The sequence below is a fragment of the Vibrio sp. MACH09 genome (assembly GCF_033238805.1).
Lineage (GTDB): Bacteria > Pseudomonadota > Gammaproteobacteria > Enterobacterales > Vibrionaceae > Vibrio.
In genome coordinates, this window is record NZ_BSFZ01000002.1 from 1,311,423 (window position 1) to 1,326,667 (window position 15,245).

Annotated in this window: 24 protein-coding genes and 1 pseudogene; all 25 read left to right on the forward strand. The window is 39.7% G+C overall.

Annotation, left to right across the window (positions count from 1 at the left end; translation table 11 throughout):
- Positions 1-15: 15 nt before the first annotated feature.
- The 25 genes and pseudogenes from CHJ_RS20985 to CHJ_RS21100 all read left to right on the forward strand — a co-directional run bounded on the left by CHJ_RS20985 (position 16) and on the right by CHJ_RS21100 (position 14,909).
- Entirely contained in the window at positions 16-375 is a 360-nt protein-coding gene (locus CHJ_RS20985; RefSeq protein WP_317918904.1) for a hypothetical protein, read from the forward strand.
- 191 nt (positions 376-566) lie between these two features.
- Positions 567-1,037 (forward strand): SMI1/KNR4 family protein, encoded by a 471-nt coding sequence (locus CHJ_RS20990; RefSeq protein WP_317918905.1) that lies wholly within the window; start codon positions 567-569, stop codon positions 1,035-1,037.
- 396 nt (positions 1,038-1,433) lie between these two features.
- Entirely contained in the window at positions 1,434-1,745 is a 312-nt protein-coding gene (tnpA, locus tag CHJ_RS20995) for an IS66 family insertion sequence element accessory protein TnpA (RefSeq protein ID WP_317918906.1), read from the forward strand.
- The gene (gene tnpB, locus CHJ_RS21000; protein ID WP_317918907.1) at positions 1,742-2,095 is read left to right on the forward strand and encodes an IS66 family insertion sequence element accessory protein TnpB; all 354 of its coding nucleotides are present in this window, start codon (positions 1,742-1,744) and stop codon (positions 2,093-2,095) included. The genes tnpA and tnpB overlap by 4 nt, the downstream gene beginning before the upstream one ends.
- Before the next feature lie 59 nt (positions 2,096-2,154).
- Positions 2,155-3,681, forward strand: a complete 1,527-nt coding sequence (gene tnpC / locus CHJ_RS21005; protein ID WP_317918908.1) for an IS66 family transposase — start codon at positions 2,155-2,157, stop codon at positions 3,679-3,681.
- A gap of 119 nt (positions 3,682-3,800) precedes the next feature.
- Complete coding sequence (locus tag CHJ_RS21010; RefSeq protein WP_317918909.1) at positions 3,801-4,142, forward strand: polymorphic toxin type 15 domain-containing protein; 342 nt, start codon at positions 3,801-3,803, stop codon at positions 4,140-4,142.
- 4 nt (positions 4,143-4,146) lie between these two features.
- Complete coding sequence (locus CHJ_RS21015) at positions 4,147-4,776, forward strand: GAD-like domain-containing protein (protein WP_317918910.1); 630 nt, start codon at positions 4,147-4,149, stop codon at positions 4,774-4,776.
- A gap of 316 nt (positions 4,777-5,092) precedes the next feature.
- Complete coding sequence (locus CHJ_RS21020) at positions 5,093-5,398, forward strand: hypothetical protein (RefSeq protein ID WP_317918911.1); 306 nt, start codon at positions 5,093-5,095, stop codon at positions 5,396-5,398.
- Positions 5,391-5,921, forward strand: coding sequence for a suppressor of fused domain protein (locus CHJ_RS21025; protein ID WP_171753581.1), 531 nt, complete (start codon positions 5,391-5,393; stop codon positions 5,919-5,921). Before CHJ_RS21020 ends, CHJ_RS21025 begins: the two co-directional genes overlap by 8 nt.
- Before the next feature lie 502 nt (positions 5,922-6,423).
- A complete protein-coding gene (locus CHJ_RS21030; RefSeq protein ID WP_317918912.1) occupies positions 6,424-6,735 on the forward strand; it encodes a hypothetical protein in 312 nt (103 codons plus the stop codon).
- 423 nt (positions 6,736-7,158) lie between these two features.
- On the forward strand, positions 7,159-7,569 hold the full coding sequence (locus CHJ_RS21035; RefSeq protein WP_317919225.1) for a hypothetical protein: 411 nt from the start codon (positions 7,159-7,161) through the stop codon (positions 7,567-7,569).
- Positions 7,566-8,033 (forward strand): hypothetical protein, encoded by a 468-nt coding sequence (locus tag CHJ_RS21040; protein ID WP_317918913.1) that lies wholly within the window; start codon positions 7,566-7,568, stop codon positions 8,031-8,033. The genes CHJ_RS21035 and CHJ_RS21040 overlap by 4 nt, the downstream gene beginning before the upstream one ends.
- Positions 8,034-8,230: 197 nt before the next feature.
- Positions 8,231-8,329, forward strand: a pseudogene (locus CHJ_RS24165) (toxin C-terminal domain-containing protein); the annotation flags it as partial.
- A gap of 3 nt (positions 8,330-8,332) precedes the next feature.
- On the forward strand, positions 8,333-8,755 hold the full coding sequence (locus CHJ_RS21045) for a hypothetical protein (RefSeq protein WP_317918914.1): 423 nt from the start codon (positions 8,333-8,335) through the stop codon (positions 8,753-8,755).
- Positions 8,748-8,942: a hypothetical protein gene (locus CHJ_RS21050; RefSeq protein ID WP_317918915.1), complete on the forward strand. Its 195-nt coding sequence runs from the start codon at positions 8,748-8,750 to the stop codon at positions 8,940-8,942. Before CHJ_RS21045 ends, CHJ_RS21050 begins: the two co-directional genes overlap by 8 nt.
- 96 nt (positions 8,943-9,038) lie before the next feature.
- Positions 9,039-9,998: a transposase gene (locus CHJ_RS21055; protein WP_317918916.1), complete on the forward strand. Its 960-nt coding sequence runs from the start codon at positions 9,039-9,041 to the stop codon at positions 9,996-9,998.
- Between the two features lie 466 nt (positions 9,999-10,464).
- Positions 10,465-10,902: an RES family NAD+ phosphorylase gene (locus CHJ_RS21060; RefSeq protein WP_317918917.1), complete on the forward strand. Its 438-nt coding sequence runs from the start codon at positions 10,465-10,467 to the stop codon at positions 10,900-10,902.
- Positions 10,895-11,194 carry an antitoxin Xre/MbcA/ParS toxin-binding domain-containing protein gene (locus CHJ_RS21065; RefSeq protein WP_317918918.1) on the forward strand — a complete coding sequence of 100 codons (300 nt, stop codon included), beginning with the start codon at positions 10,895-10,897 and terminating at the stop codon, positions 11,192-11,194. Before CHJ_RS21060 ends, CHJ_RS21065 begins: the two co-directional genes overlap by 8 nt.
- A gap of 464 nt (positions 11,195-11,658) precedes the next feature.
- Entirely contained in the window at positions 11,659-12,588 is a 930-nt protein-coding gene (locus tag CHJ_RS21070) for an RNase A-like domain-containing protein (RefSeq protein ID WP_317918919.1), read from the forward strand.
- A gap of 9 nt (positions 12,589-12,597) precedes the next feature.
- Entirely contained in the window at positions 12,598-12,888 is a 291-nt protein-coding gene (locus CHJ_RS21075) for a contact-dependent growth inhibition system immunity protein (protein WP_317918920.1), read from the forward strand.
- Positions 12,889-12,904: 16 nt separating this feature from the next.
- Positions 12,905-13,102, forward strand: coding sequence for a hypothetical protein (locus CHJ_RS21080; protein WP_317918921.1), 198 nt, complete (start codon positions 12,905-12,907; stop codon positions 13,100-13,102).
- A 133-nt stretch (positions 13,103-13,235) separates the two neighbouring features.
- The gene (locus CHJ_RS21085) at positions 13,236-13,580 is read left to right on the forward strand and encodes a hypothetical protein (protein WP_317918922.1); all 345 of its coding nucleotides are present in this window, start codon (positions 13,236-13,238) and stop codon (positions 13,578-13,580) included.
- 322 nt (positions 13,581-13,902) lie between these two features.
- The gene (locus CHJ_RS21090; RefSeq protein ID WP_317918923.1) at positions 13,903-14,193 is read left to right on the forward strand and encodes a contact-dependent growth inhibition system immunity protein; all 291 of its coding nucleotides are present in this window, start codon (positions 13,903-13,905) and stop codon (positions 14,191-14,193) included.
- 16 nt (positions 14,194-14,209) lie between these two features.
- The gene (locus tag CHJ_RS21095) at positions 14,210-14,473 is read left to right on the forward strand and encodes a hypothetical protein (RefSeq protein WP_317918924.1); all 264 of its coding nucleotides are present in this window, start codon (positions 14,210-14,212) and stop codon (positions 14,471-14,473) included.
- Between the two features lie 172 nt (positions 14,474-14,645).
- On the forward strand, positions 14,646-14,909 hold the full coding sequence (locus CHJ_RS21100) for a hypothetical protein (RefSeq protein ID WP_317918925.1): 264 nt from the start codon (positions 14,646-14,648) through the stop codon (positions 14,907-14,909).
- The last annotated feature ends 336 nt before the right edge of the window (positions 14,910-15,245 follow it).

Consider the following 15,245-nt stretch of genomic DNA (forward strand, 5'->3'; position numbering starts at 1 on the left):
AATATGGAGATTATAGTGTTTAAAAATAAAACTATCTTTTTATTCGTGTCGGTTGTATTGACTGGGTGTGCGAGCAACTCCGTTTCTTGGGACTCTCTTGAAGAGAATAACACGGGTTCAAATTACTGTTCTACTGCGTTCACCAAGCCAGAGAAGATTAAGTCTTGTTCTGTTGAGTATACAGTTTATTCAAAAGCAAAGCGTGAATGTCAAAAAGATTCAAACCCAGGTTATTGTGTATTAATGGCTGAGTATAGCTGGGATACTTTCAAAGACATGGTTTTAAATGTAGAGCCAACCCAAGAGCATGCAAAAATGTTCCCTATCATGTGCGGTCACAAAGACAAAGCAGTCCAGCCATGTTCGAAACTCTAAGGTAGCTGAAATTAATAGCGAAATTAGAAATTAAAAAATTAATAAGACAGACACAATAAACAAGTTTATTGTGCCTGTCTTGTTAGTTCAAATTGACAGAGCGAATGTTCGACGCAGTTAATGTTCCAGAAGATACGCGAAATGAATACTATAAGGTATTAAATCAATATAACTATAAAAAGTAGAATTAAATGGAAAACTTACTGAACAAGATAAAAAAACTAGATAATTGCGAGGTACTGCCTCCTGTAGGTATGCCTTTAATTGGCCGCCCGATACCTTCAGATATGGAAGAGTTCTACAAACTATGTGGCGGGTTAAAATTATTTAGTAACAAGGATTACGGTATACAAATTGTTGCCCCAAGAGAATTTGTTCTTGCTAATCCAGTTATAGTCGGTGAGCTTTATGAAGAGGATATATCTTCGAGTTGGTATATCGTTGCTAAAGGCGGTTCTGACGAAATAATTAGTATTGATCTAGACCCAACTAGGGTAGGTAGATGCTACGATAGCTTTTATGACACACACGCTGTCGCAGGCTCGTGCGCGATAGTCGCAGGTTCATTTACTGAGCTGTTAAAGAAGCTCATCGAAAATCAAGGTAGATACTGGTATTGGCTAAAAGACGGTTTTGATCATATCGGAGATGCTTACGACTAATTTGAGCAACGAAGGCTTTATCAGTCAGTTTCAGACGCTCCTGAACTAAAAGCTCCTTTAATGACAAAGGATAAATTACATGTCTTTCGACTAAAAGTTTATTGTGCCTGTCCTGTTAATTCAAAAGCGTGTACTCAACTAGAAAAGCAAAGATCTTACGGGAGATCTTACGGCGACAGCCATCTTAATAAACAATCAGTTAAGTTGATCTAAACGACGCCTTGTTATTTCCATAGAAACTCCAATCACAGCATTAGCTGAGCACCTCTATATATACAATAAAATCGCATAAAATTGTTGTTTTTCAATATGTTTCGTAAGCGCGTCATAAACCCCGCATTCTAATCGCTCATCACGAATAATAAGATCAAGCCTCCAACTATGAGGAGATTTGAAATGGGAAAGCGACGCACTAACCAAGAATGGCAAACGCTTATCGAGCAATCTGAATCAAGTTCGTTGTCAATACTAGCCTTTTGCAAGCTCAAGGAGATCAACCCTTCGACGTTTTATGCCAAGCGACAGCAACTCAACAAAATTGAGGTTTCTCAACACTTCGTTAAAGCTGAAATCATCGAGAAGACAACCAAGTATCAATCTCAAATAGCAACGGCTAATATGACACTGCTCGTCAATGATGTTGAGCTGCGTATTCCACAAGGTACGCCAGCGGCCTATCTCGCAGAGCTCATCGGGGCGCTATCATGAAACGCATGCTCAGCGCCCCAGAGATTTATCTCTATCGTGAAAGTGTCGATTTTAGAAAGTCCATCAATGGCCTTGCGGCAATTATCGAAAGTAACACCGACTTGCCCTTGGGAAGCGGCGCACTGTTCCTGTTCACCAATAAACAGCGCGATAAAATCAAAGTGTTGTACTGGGATAAAACAGGCTTTGCGCTTTGGTACAAGCGCCTCGAAAAAGCCAAGTATAAGTGGCCTACAAAAGAGAAAAATGAGGTGTTTATCCTGAGTCAATTTGAGCTTGATAGACTGCTTTCTGGCTTCACGATTATCGGCCACAAACCCGTTCGAATAAACGATTTTACAATGACTTAAACGATAATAAAGCCTTATCCACCAAGCGTTAACGGCATGATTTTAGTATAATAAATGCCATGAAAAAGACGCCAAATATCAACCCAGAAAGTCAAGATGTTGCCGAGCTACAAGCGATGGTGAAAGCGCTGATGGCGTCAGAAAGCCGATTGAAACAAGAGCGACAATCGCTACTTGAACAGCTCAAGCTTGCCTTCGACCGCCAGTTCGCCAAACGCTCGGAGGCGTTAAAACCTTACGATGAATCTCAAGGTGACTTCTTCAACGAAGTGGAATGTGAAGCCGCTAAGGAAGAAGAGGTTGAGGTGACGACCACCACAACGAAGAAACGCGGTAAGCGTAAGCCTCTTCCAAAGACCTTGCCTTGTGAGGTTATCGAACTCGATTTAGACGACCATGAAAAACAGTGCGCTTGCTGCAAGCATAGTCTGCATAAAATCGGTGAAGACCGCAGTGAAAAGCTAGAGTTCACACCCGCCGTACTCAAAGTGCTGGAATATGTTCGTCCTAAGTATGCTTGTCGTCAGTGCGAGCAAACTGAAGACAACAGCCGCATCGTTCAAAAGCCAGCGCCGCAAAGCATTATCCCTAAAAGCTTCGCGACAGAAAGCTTGCTGGCCAATATCATCCTTGGCAAATACCAATACGCGATGCCACTGTATCGCCAAGAGTCGCTGTTTACCCAGTCGGGTATCGAACTGTCACGCACCACTATGGCAAGGTGGGTTATCCAAGTGAGTGAGAAGTTCAAACCACTCTATGCCGCCCTAAAAGAGCACTTACTTCAACAAGTGGTGGTTCAGGCGGATGAAACGCCGCTCAATGTCCTCAAAGAAGATAAGCAGTGTTACATGTGGCTCTACTGCTCGGGTGCTGACTCGCCAGAAGCGGCGTTGCCGAATGTGAAAAACATCGCCTTGTACGACTACCAAAACAGCCGCGCGAGGGCGTGCCCGCTGACCTTCTTAGATGACTATAATGGTTATCTGCAAACGGATGGTTATGCGGCTTATGATGGTCTTCATCAAGTGACGAATGTAGGCTGTCTCGCTCATGCCCGGCGCAAGTTCATGGACGCTAAAAAGCTGCAAGGTAAAGGGAAATCAGGTAAAGCTGACAAGGCACTGGCTAAAATCCAAAAACTCTACGGAATAGAATCACGTTTAAAAGGAGCCTCGGCCGAGAAACGAAAAGCAGAGCGTCAAACGTATGCCAAGCCGATACTGGATGAGCTTTACGAATGGATGACTCACCAACAAGTCATAGAGTCTAGCCCACTGGGTAAAGCGATAAAATACACGCTCGGCCAATGGCCGAAGCTCATCCGCTATATCGATGACGGTCACTTATCGATAGACAATAACCGTGCTGAACGCGCAATAAAACCGTTGGTCATTGGCAGGAAGAACTGGTTGTTCTCGAACACACCAAATGGTGCTAACGCGAGCGCGATGCTTTACAGTATCGTCGAGACAGCGAAAGCGAATGGACTTATCCTCTATGACTACATGGTCAAGTGCATGAAAGAGCTGGCGAAAGCAGAGCCAGATATCGATGCGCTCCTGCCTTGGAACTTCAAACACTAACAATATCGCCCCGTGGGTTCATGGGGCGTTTACTATGTTTCAACTAAATACTAGCAAAAATTTATTAACCTACTTATAACTGAGCAGATGAGAACTGGCTGGTTTGAATCTTTTTTAAGATGCATGTCCTCGTTGTGTTTCTTCAATCATTACAGTTTAAAAACAAACAACTACCTTCTGAACAGCGAGTTTCTGCTAAAGAGCTAAAAGCAGTTGCAAAAGAAAGAGCTAATAAGATTTCAGAAAACTTAGCAGCGTTGCATGAACCTGATATGGTGGCCGGGGGCTGGCATAAAGAAACACCAAGTGCAATGGGTGATGCAACTGTAAATAAGTCGATAGGTGGTAGTTGGAGTAGCGCTAGAATTAACGCAATGGAAGATGCGGCTAAAAAAGCAATAGAAAATGGACAGGGAAGTTCCAAAATGAATGTAAAACTAGAAGTATCAAGAGGGGGCTAATAAGGTGCGTGATGAAGAGTTAGAGCTGTTTATTGAAGAGATGGGAGAGCCCACTTCAATAAAAAAAGTGTCATATGAAGAACTAGAGGCTTATAGAGGAGTTCTACCTAATAAGTTACTAGAGTATTGGCAAGAAGTTGGTTGGAGTAGCTTTGCGAATGGTTTGGTTTGGTTGGTAAATCCAGCGTTATATGATGACTTATTAGAACAGTGGATTGTTGATACAGCATTCGAGAAGATTGATAGATATCACGTGTTTGCTCGTACAGCTTATGGCACTTTGTACGTTATCGGTGAAAAAACTGGTCGTAGTTTTACTATTCATTGCCCTTCACATTTCATTGTAGCTCAGAAAAATAGCATTAAAAGAGTTCAGAAAGATCCAGATTTAACAATACAAAGTTTTTTTGCAATGGCTGATAAGAATGAGTTTGATATCGAAGATATCAATGATAGCTCATTATTCGATCAGGCGCTGATTAAACTTGGTCCATTGAAAGAAAATGAAGTGTACGGATTCGAACCTTCATTGGCTCTTGGAGGGGGACCAAGAGTCGAGTGTGTTGCGAAATTGGATCTAAACATCCATCTACAAATATTACGTCAACTTTCAGCACCTATACTTCCGTTTTAAAGGTGTGCCACTCATCCGAGTGGCGTCCCACCCCCTAGAATCACCTACCAATTCCTCCCACAGAACCCTCTCTCGCACGTAGAAACTGCTCACACCGACGATATCCACAATGAGAGATCTAACGGGGACAGCCATCTTAATAAACAATCAGTTAAGCTGATCTAAACGACGCCTTGTTATTTCCATAGAAACGCCAATCACAGTATCTGCTGAGCACGTCTATACAATGAATTCGCATAAAATTGTTGTTTTTCAATATGTTTCAACTAAATGATAGCAAAAATATATTAACCTACTTATAACTGAGCAGATGAGAATGGGTTGGTTTGAATCTTTTTTAAGATGCATGTCCTCGTTGTGCCTACCATTAACTGGCGAAAAACAATCTAATGGAAAAAGGGATTATCAGTTAGGACACCCTGAAGAAGATCCATGGGTGAAACAACAGGATACCTGGAAGGAGAAAGCAGAAAATAATGAAGATTTTACGAGGAAAGATGTATTGGATAAATATCAGGAAAGAGTAGAAGTTGAATGTGTAAATTGTAATGCTAGTGATGGTGCTAGAATAGGCCAAGAGAGAAAGAAACAGAAAAAAATCGAGAGTAATGAGAATGACTGATATAGCAGCTAATTTGATAAAAGGGCTGGGTAAAGTTCCTGAGAGAGCAGAAAGGTTTTATCTAGAATCCTTCGCAGTTGATGTTCTTATTTTTGAAGATAGGCCCTTTAAAGGTGCAAATTCACTGGTTACAGTTGGAGTTAGCAAACTTGATGATAGACAGGCTGAGCTAGTGGTTGTTTATGACCCAGAATCTCTCAATAAAGATACTGACCTTAGCGGTTTTACTATGACTTATCTTCAGCATTACTTTCTAAACTCGAAAGCCACGTATGGAGACTTGTTTATTAGAAGCCAATCTGTCTTGAATGGTTACGATTTTTCTGGAGTTTACATTACGTCTCCCTCATATTTCCCTGATGATGCATTGCTTGAAACTGATGGATTGAAGTTTCTTTGGTTAGTTTTATTACATGAAAAGGAGGTCGAGTATGCCTGTGATAAGGGTGTGTTAAAGCTAGAGGAATTACTGGAAGACATGGATCCTGATTTAAGTGATTTCCGTAGACCGTCAATGATCTAAAACGCAAGAAAGATAGGCTACTTATATGAGTTGTTGGGGCATAGAGCCAGATCAAAATGATTTTACATTTGATGGGGTAGGAGCCTATATACATTGTATCAGAATCCAACAGGGACATGCATCTTATGAAAAGGAACAACGGGGACAGCCATCTTAATAAACAGCATTAGCTGAGCACCTCTATACAATAAATTCGCATAAAATTGTTGTTTTTCAATATTTTTCAACTAAATGATAGAACAAGTATATTAACCTACTTATAGCTGAGCAGATGAGAACTGGTTGGTTTGATTCTTTTTTAAGATGCATGTCCTCGTTATGAGCTTTACCAAAATCTAATACAGCAGAGGTTGAACATAATGTGTCGTTAGGTAGCGACCAAGTTTTACTAGAAGGCAAAGGTCAAAGGGCAGCAAGGCCAGCAGTGGGCACATGATAATGCAATAGGTGGGGGCAATCAGGTCGTTATAAATGGTGATATAAAAAGAGATGGTGAAGGGAAATGAATGTAAATAAACAGAACGAAAAGATTGTAGATGATATCTTAATGGCCTTTAATGAAGCAGGTTTTGAACGTGAAAGTCTGAGGCTTAAATGCTTTTGGCAAGAACTAAATTCAGGTGAATTAGGAAACAAAATTGAGGCAGCCCAAAGTATAATAGGATATTGCCATCCCAAAGCTTGGGGCGATCTATCGGTAGCAGGGAAATGCAATTCCTATAAGTCTATTCAGGAATGGGATAGAGCTTTGGTAAAGCTGACAAGAATAACCAAGAATCAGTTAAAGCAGCACAAAAGAAATCTACAGGTCTAGCCCATCTTTATTATCGAGAACGTTCTACTTTTTTGTGTAAGCTTAAGCAAGCGCCACTCACCCGAGTGGCGTCCCTATTCCCAGAACCATCCAATCCGCCCACAGAACAATCTTGAATCTAACAAATCTAACAGTAAATCTAACAGGGACATGCATCTTATAAGAGTTGCATCTTATAAGAGTTCGGTTATCAGTTAAGTTGATCTAAACGACACCTTGTTATTTCCAAAGCAACTCCAATCACAGCATTAGCTGAGCACCTCTATACAATAAATTCGCATAAAATTGTTGTTTTTCAATATGTTTAAACTAAATGATAGAAAAAGTATATTAACCTACTTATAACTGAGCAGATGAGAACGGGCTGGCTTGAATCTTTTTTAAGATGCATGTCCTCGTTGTGTTTCAAGTTCTGCAAAAGCTATTAAAAATGCACGTCAACGTGGAGTAAATAGAGCAAAGAGTGAAGAGAGAAAGCTTGTACAGTCAGGACACCCAGGTACAGCAGATAATGGAGGTTGGTCATTAGAAGAAAGAAAACGCATAGCTGAAACGGGACAATACCCAAGTGATACAAGATGGCACCACGTGAATGATGTGAACAGAAATCCAGATTTAGCGGATGTTCCTGATAATGTGATACCCTCGCGAGAAGGAAATGCAGGTCATGTTAAGAAGTATCACCCTAGTGGGACTAGAGCTGGCTCTTCAGGTGAAATGATAGATAGATCTGGTCTAGAGAAAGAGCATATGAATGGTAACTATGTTAATTCATCTGGCACAATTGTGAATCAAGTAGAATCAACAGAAAATATAAACGAGGATGAACAATGAAACTAATGGAATGGCTGCTTGAACATAGACCGGGAGTAGCAACAGAGTTAGATGATCGGTTTGAAATCCAGCATCACTCAGGAGAGCATTCAACCTTGTTTAAGTCACAACAATTAAGAAAAGAAAGGACTTCTTTAAGCGGCTTAGATGATATATACACAAGTTTTGATGGGGCTGACTTGTTTTCAAGTACATTTAAAATAGCGGCAGATAGTGAACCCAAATATATCGGTAAAGTTCGGCTAGTTGATAACCTTGAGCAGTTTCAACAATGGGTTGATGAACTAAAGGTAAGCTTTCCAGAAAAGGTTACTCCTTTTATGTATCAATCAGGTATAGGTGTATATGCGATAGGGGAGACAAGCGGAAAGATCTATGAATGGGATGATGAACTTGAGATGTTATCTGATGAATTTGAAAATATAGAAGATGTATTTTCCGAATGGCTAGATGCGGTTAGTTAAAAGTATGTAAATAATGCTAAAAACCGATAAAATGACAAAAGCCACTCACCCGAGTGGCGTCCTTTCCCAGAACCACCCAATTCATCCACAGAACCCTCTCTCGCCACCAGAAACAGCAAACTCCAACGGTATCACCCATGGAAGAGCAACGGGGACAGCCATCTTAATACTGCGGAGATGGAAATGGGGCTCATAATGGTGGGGTTTGGAAACTGGCCAAATCAACAAAAGAATTAGGCAGTAAACAGACGCGACTTGGGACATTCGACGCTGATCTAAACCAAATCGGAGATTAAAAATTGATTTTAAGTAATTTAATAGAAATATTAGACACTCAGAACTTTGATTTATCAATGAGGGCAAGAGTTCTTAATCTAAGTGAAACAAAATTCTATGCAGATATATTTGGTAACTCAAATGGAAATCCTACTATCTTTGTCTCAGAAGAGAAACCAATACCGAGGGAAAAGAAGTGCGGTGTTTTACTCAATGAGCTAAAGATATGGAAAGAAGAAAGAAGTCGTGAGCATAGGGACGGTACTCTTTATTTATCCGCCATTTTCGAGCATGAAGATGAAAGCTATGACTTTAGGTTTTTTGAGTTAGTGGATGTGATGGAAGAAGGGCTTTGTCTTTGTCTGGTTGGTAGTCTAGAGGAGAATACTTCTCTTAGAGAACATCATGAAGCCATTGACGAAGACATGTTTGATGTCGATGAGTGAGAAGACAATTAAGTTAATGCCTAGAGTCATTAGATATTTTGATAAAACAACAGAAGATTTTGTTGGTGAGATAACACTACCAGAACTGCCATTGGATAAACTCCAGATTCTGTTTGACGGTAAGAGCAACGGGGACAGCCACCTTAGTAAACAACTTTATGAGACCGTTACTACGTCAGTTTCATAAAAATCAGAAATGTCCCGTAACTGCATAATTTTCTTGGGTAACAACAAAGCTAAATCGACTATGTTGGCAAAAACTCATTTCAGGTAGGAGGTGGAAATGACTAGAGCTAGAAACCAACAAGTTTGTTTAGACGCAACACCTTATTATCATTGTGTATCTCGCTGTGTTCGTCGAACATTTTTATGCGGCTATGATGACTATTCGAAGCAAGATTTTGAGCATCGTCGTGGCTGGATAGAGTCGCGTATCAAGATGCTTAGCCAAATCTATTGCATTGATATTTGTGCGTATGCTGTGATGAGCAATCATTATCATTTGGTGGTGCATATCAATAAATCGCAAGCCCTAAAACTAAACGAGTTAGAGGTTGTCGAGCTATGGAGTAAGATGCACTCGCTACCTGTGTTGATTCAACGATGGTTAAAGCAAGAGCTTAAAGGAGAGGCAGAGCACATCGTAGTTCAAGAGATTATCCAAACTTGGCGAGAGCGTTTGTATAGCCTCAGTTGGTTTATGCGTGAGCTTAACTTTGATATTGCTCTGAAAGCCAACCAAGAAGAAAACTGTAAAGGCCATTTTTGGGAAAGTCGCTATAAAAGTCAGGCATTATTAGACGAAAAAGCGCTGTTAGCGGCTATGGCTTACACTGACCTAAATCCTATTAGAGCCGGAATGGCTGATACACCAGAACACTCAGACTATACCTCCGTCAAAGAGCGTTTAAGTGCACTCGCTCATCAACAAACAACAGCTCCTTGTTTGCATCCCTTTATTGGAAACGCAAGTAATGAAATGCTGTCAGGCATTCCGTTTAGATTAATGGATTATATAGAACTGGTTGATTGGACGGGGCGTGAATTTAGAGAAGGAAAAGCGAGCATTTCAAGCCGCCAGCCTCCTTTATTAAAACGTTTAAATATCAACCAAAAGGCGTGGCTAAAGGCGTGTACTCAACTAGAGAAGCAAAGAGCGCTCTGTATAGGAATGAAAGAGAGCATTCAGTGTAATTTATCAAGGCTACATCGACGACGAATGTGCGGTTATCAGTTAAATTAATCTAAACGACACCTTCTTACTCTCATAGAAACTCCGGTCACAGCATCTGCTGAGCACGTCTATACAATAAATTCGCATAAAATTGTTGTTTTTCAATATGTTTCAACTAAATGATAGAACAAGTATATTAACCTACTTATAGCTGAGCAGATGAGAACTGGTTGGTTTGATTCTTTTTTAAGATGCATGTCCTCGTTATGAGCTAAAAATAAAAATATACTGCAACCTGTTCAGTGGGAAGATGTTCCTAGCTGTCGATATGTCTTGGAAGGGGATATTCGAAAACTCCCCGATCTGGAGAAAGCATATTCAGAGTTCAAGATAGAGCTGACAGGAGGTGAGCCATTAGCGCTGAAACTTTTAAGACAAAAAATGGGCAGGAACAATCGTTAACATAGTAAGCAGCTAGCTTCTATAGAACTAAAGGAAACAACGGGGACATCCACCTTAATCAAGTTTGCATGATGTGAAGCCACCAAAAGGAAAAGCTTTTAAAGGCGATGTGTATCGTTATGAAAAGCCTGAATACATAGAAACATTATGGGACCTGCATCCAGGAAATATAAATGCTGATCATCGATATACAAGTCAAGGTCAAGGGGGCGTTTATGCAGGTACTTCTCAGAAAACAGCATTGGATGAGATCAGCCACTATGATCCCAATGCCCAGGATCTTAGGGTAGCCTTAACTAAAGAAGTTAATCTTGAAAATGTGCTGGATTTAACTGACATTAAGGTAAGAAATCAGCTATATGTGTCTCTAGAAGATATTACTAAAAGTGGGGATTATTCAAAGACTCAAGAAATTGGAAAATGGGCTAAACAAAATGGCTATGATGGTATTCTAGCACCTTCAGCACGAAACCCTGAAGGGTCAAATTTGGTGATAATAAAAAATGAATAAACTTCCTGAAGAACTTATATTTTTACATAATAGCTATTTAGGTGATGAGTCATGGAGAAGATATGTTAATAGCTTATCTTTCAACCCTCCCAAGGATTTCAGTTGGTCTGACTCAGAAATACCAGAAGACATTGCGTTCGTATTAATATGTAAAGTCGGTCCCTTAGAGCATTCGAAGAAGTGGCTAAATACAAATATACCAGCGTTGGAAGGTTACAAACCCTTAGATGTTTTAAGTAATTATGAGAGTGGGGAAGAAGTCCTGAGGGCATTATTGATGAGAATGCCTTAAGTATTCGTTAAATCCCAAACCAATAGCCTGAACTTATTATGGTCCAGGCTTACTTTTTAGCGTTGTTCACCCATCCACCCACAGAACCTGCTCTCGCCACCAGAAAGAGATCTAACGGGGACATATATGGTCACCTCGCTTGATGCAAGGTTTCTTTGTTATTAGATCTAACGAGGACAGCCATCTTAATACTAACTTTTTAAGATGCATGTCCTCGTTGTGCTTCGTTGTGCTCTCCCTTGTTATTTCCATAGAAACTCCAGTCACAGTATCTGCTGAGCACTTCTATACAATTAATTCGCATAAAATTGTTGTTTTTCAATATGTTTCAACTAAATAATAGAAAAAGTATATTAACCTACTTATAACTGAGTAGATGAGAACGGGCTGGTTTGAATCTTTTTTAAGATGCATGTCCTCGTTATGAGCTGGTTTGAATCTTTTTTAAGATGCATGTCCTCGTTATGCAGCTAGATAAACAAGGTGTCAGTCCGGAAATCACTAAGTTCTTAGTAAACAATAAGGCTAAGATTAATAACTTCATGATTGGCCCTGATGCAGAACAAAGAGAAGCCTATAAGCGAGCGACTGCCAATGTATTGTCGTTCGGTATTGCTGATATGGTCTTGGAACCTTCTACTAGTGAACGTGTTAATGCAATTAAAGATAACTGGGATACCGCTTATACAGCAGCGGGTGTTCCTTCTGCAGCGGCAGGTGTTGTAGGTATATCTCAACTTGGTCCAGATATAGCACAAGTTTTACTTACGAAAGGTGTAGTGCTCAAGAGTAAGGATGAGCTGGTTGCGGCACTGAAAAGCTGGAAAGTCGATGTTACTGAAGCGACTAAGGCTGGCTTAGATAGTTTGTATAATGAATACAATAAAGCAGTTAAGGTGTTTAAGCCAAAGTCGAGCAGTACTAATACATCAATAGCTGGAAACAAAGCACTAACTTCTAATACAAAGTTAGATGTAGCCGATACAGTTCCAGAAATAAAGACTGAAAGTGGAGGAACTTTAATTTTTCATGAGAATTTAGATGGGCATACAATTAGAAGGCATGTAGGTAGGACAGATGATGAGCTGTTAGCGAGGTTACAAAGTGAACCGGATATTCTTGGTTCTTCTACATATAGTGATCTTAATACGGCACAAAAAGTAGTTGGGAATGTTCTTTCTAGAAATAGTGACTCTATCCAAGATTGGCTACAGAATAGCTCTAAGTCGAGGCTCACACTGAATGAAAGTTTTGATTATGAAATCGGAAGAGTAATATCGAAAGGCGCTGATAGTTCCGTACCTACGAATAAAGCTTTCGTGCTGCTTGTTAAGGATCCGTTAGCACCTAAAGGATATCGAGTTCATACTTCTTTCCCCAAACCAAATAATTAGGATTAAGAGATGAGTAGTGTTTTTAAGTATCTAGTCGAATCATATTTTTATCAAGATTGGCGATATGAATATAATTCATCGAAGGAATTAATCGAGAGCTTTGCTATGTCTGAAGAATTAGACACGGTTACTAAGCTAAAAAATGAACTAATGACATTAAGCTCGACTAGCGTACCTCCTCAGGATTTTATTAATAATCTCGGAGGGAATTTTAGACCCGAATCTGAAGGGCAATCAGTAGAAGAGTGGATATTAATGGTTATCGAGCAGTTAGACAAAAAGAATACGCAGTCAAATTGAGCAATAGGAAACAGTAGTGGATGTTTTTATTTATTTTTCCGAAAGATTAAGTGTAGGTATCGATGTAATTGAGGATACCTTAGATGAAGCTCTAGATGGTATTGGCGAAGTAACAGGTACTGGAACCGGGGAAAAGGGATCAAATATAGATGTAGAGGTGGAAGACATAGTGAGATCTAACAGGGACATGCATCTTATGAAAAAACTAATATAAGTTTTTCGTAGAGATTTTCAATCTTTAATAGCTAATTGAATTTATTAAGATAATTATGAAGATAGGCACCTAAAGGGATCTAACGGGGACAGCCACCTTAATAAACACTGCGAAATCTGGAACTGCTGGAACGGTGCAGTTAGGGCTTGATGTTGGTGTCGGTACCGTATTGGTTAAGGGGACTAAGGTGGTTTCGCTTCCGGATGGGGGACTGGTACCTCATAACAACAGTGTTAAACTTAAAGTTACTCGTGAGTTGATACAAGCTAAGTTGGATAATTTGCCCAATGGGCAGGGTGCTAACTACTATGTTCGTCAAAAAAACGATGGTGGTTATACGGTTGTAAGGAAGGACAAAAGCAAATCCGAAAAGGTTAGTGTAACTAATGAAGGGAATCTTTTCGTACCAATTAAAACTCAATCCAACAGTGAGGATCTAACGAGGACAGCCACCTTAATAAACAACTTTATGATCTAACGGTAACTGATCTAACGGGGACTGCCATCTTAATAAACAATCAGTTAAGCTGATCTAAACGACGCCTTGTTATTTCCATAGAAACGCCAATCACAGTATCTGCTGAGCACGTCTATACAATGAATTCGCATAAAATTGTTGTTTTTCAATATGTTTCAACTAAATGATAGAAAAAGTATATTAACCTACTTATAACTGAGCAGATGAGAACGGGCTGGCTTGAATCTTTTTTAAGATGCATGTCCTCGCTGTGCTTTCGTTAGCACCTAAAGGATATCGAGTTCATACTTCTTTCCCCAAACCAAATAATTAGGATTAAGAGATGAGTAGTGTTTTTAAGTATCTAGTCGAATCATATTTTTATCAAGATTGGCGATATGAATATAATTCATCGAAGGAATTAATCGAGAGCTTTGCTATGTCTGAAGAATTAGACACGGTTACTGAGGTAAAAAATGAACTAATGACATTAAGCTCGACTAGCGTACCTCCTCAGGGTTTTATTAATAATCTCGGAGGGAATTTTAGACCCGTATCTGAAGGGCAATCAGTAGAAGAGTGGATATTAATGGTTATCGAACAGTTAGACAAAAAGAATACGCAGTCAAATTGAGCAATAGGAAACAGTAGTGGATGTTTTTATTTATTTTTCCGAAAGATTAAGTGTAGGTATCGATGTAATAGAGGATACCTTAGAGGAAGCTCTAGATGGTATTGGCGAAGTAACAGGCAGTGGGACCGGGGAAAAGGGATCAAATATAGATGTAGAGGTGGAAGATAGTGAGGACGTTACAAAAGTCATATCGCTAATAAAATCTGTTCTGAAAGAGCTATCGGTTCCTGAAAGCACCACATTAGTAGTTGATAATGTGGAATATAGAATTGTCGATTAAGGGCTAAAATCGTACTCGACCTAACGAGGACAGCCTTCTTAGGATCTAACGAGGACAGCCATCTTAATACTAACTTTTTTAAGATGCATGTCCTCGTTGTGTTTTATAGAGTATTTTAAAAATGATGAAACTAAATAACCTAATATGGCCACACAAGTACATAGGACTGATTATGAGAAACATGATCATGGGTCTAGTCGTTGTCTTATGGGTTGGCTCAATTTATTACCATTTTAGTTATCTAAACACGGTTTCTGCTTTGCATCTAGTAGCACTGTATCTAATTTTTTTAATGTGGTGTTTTTTAAATAATAGAACAATGCCTATTGGCGCCATTTTGGTTGAGTATGAAAAAGATAGCCAAGGAGTTCAGCTTCAGCGATTTATTAAGTTTTTGATTTGTATTGTTGCGTTGTGGTACTGCTTACTCCCATGATAAATTGAAAAATGGTAAATATTCTCTTAGAACTACCCACCAATCCCATGCACAGACACCTCTCTCCCGCACAGAAACAGCGCACACCAACAGTATCCAAGATGAGAATATAAAGTTAATCAAGTTGAATTCTGTCCGTTGTCAGCACGAGGGGCGAACCTGCACATAATGATGGGGATCTAACGAGGACAGCCATCTTAACGACCTAACGAGGACAGCCATCTTAATAACAGCATTAGCTGAGCACGTCTATACAATAAATTCGCATAAAATTGTTGTTTTTCAATATGTTTCAACTAAATGATAGCAAAAATATATTAACCTACTTATAACTGA